The 1,363-nt window shown below is 50.6% G+C and carries 1 protein-coding gene; it reads left to right on the top strand.

Going from position 1 to position 1,363, the window contains the following annotated elements; translation table 11 throughout:
• Positions 1-1,363: CocE/NonD family hydrolase (locus STRDD11_RS14615; protein ID WP_241209406.1), on the top strand; the 1,363-nt coding region annotated here is incomplete at both ends.

The raw sequence follows: 1,363 nt of genomic DNA, 5'->3' as shown, positions 1-1,363 counted from the left end.
ACCATTATTCCGGCGGCTGGGATTGCTTCTTGGTATGATTATTTCAATAGTCAGGGCACAGCCTATACCAATCCGCCTTACAGTGATCTGTCCTGGCTGTCTTTGTATGTCTCTACCCGGATCCTGGATGCAGCAGACTGGGCGACTGTCTGGAATAAATATGCTGATTACATCAATCAGCTAAATAAGGACCAGAATGCCCACGGCCGCAATTACAGCGAGGTTTGGCAGGAGAGGGATTATACTCTCAGCCCGGAAAAACTGAAAACCAGCGCTCTTTTGGTGCACGGTCTCAATGATGACAATGTCAAAACCAAGCAGTTTGAGCTCATGTATGATGCCTTGAAAAAGGCTGGGCAGGATGTTAAGCTCTATCTGCATCAGGGCGACCATGTGTATCCGGCAGCAATGTCCCGCGGCTACGGTATCACAGCCAACAAGCAGAATTTCTATGACCTGCTGAATACTTGGCTTTCTCATTATCTCTACGATGTCGAAAACAAGGTCACTGAGCTTCCGGCTGTATTAGCACAAAACAACTACGATCCCAATCAATGGACTAGCTACGATGACTGGAAGAGCAGCGGCCGGCTGATTCTGACGGCTCAGTCCAAACGGCTGCAGGAAACAATTTCCAGTGATTATGCCGGCGCAGGAATTGACATCAGCAGGCGGGATGAAGCAGTCAGTCAAGCCTCCTCCAAAGCCAATCTGACCTTTATCAGCGAGGTGACAGAAGATACGACTATCAAGGGCCACATTCCAGTGCATTTTCAGGCAGCTTTGGCTAAGGGCAGCGGCAGCAATCTGCAGGTGAATGCTCTTCTGGTGGATCTATCGGATCAGGAATTTGACGTGGTCGGAAATGGCTCTGCCAGCGACCAAGCAGACAGCGGTGCCTTTTGGCAGGGCAGCAGTCTGAGCAATCTGGATATTAAAAACTTTGCCACAATCAAAACCAAGTACAAGGTCATTGCCAAGGGCTGGATCAATCTGGCCAATCCCGAGTCCGGCTATGAGCCCTCCAGTTCCCGCAGCAGCATTGACCCGACAGACGGTCTTTTCCGCGACTATACGGTCTATCTGCAGCCCAATCTCTACACTGTCAAAAAGGGCCACAAGCTGGCTCTGGTACTGAATACCTATGACCCCAGCGATCTGAGGATTGACTCTCCCTATGAAGTGACCTTCAGGACCGATTCTATCAGCGCGGTCATACCGATTGCAGAAGCGACCCGACTGCAAAAGGCCATCTATGCAGCCAATGCTGCAGACAGCGATTATGCCAGTCTGCCGGACATCACAGGAGCTAAGCTAGTGGCACCGGCCGTTGCAGTGATTCCTGAATATATCTTTGCAGACC

The organism is Streptococcus sp. DD11 (assembly GCF_001578865.1).
In the GTDB taxonomy this organism is placed as follows: Bacteria; Bacillota; Bacilli; order Lactobacillales; family Streptococcaceae; genus Streptococcus; species Streptococcus panodentis.
Note: the sequence above shows the minus strand (reverse complement) of the source record. Positions and strands in the feature narration are given on the sequence as shown.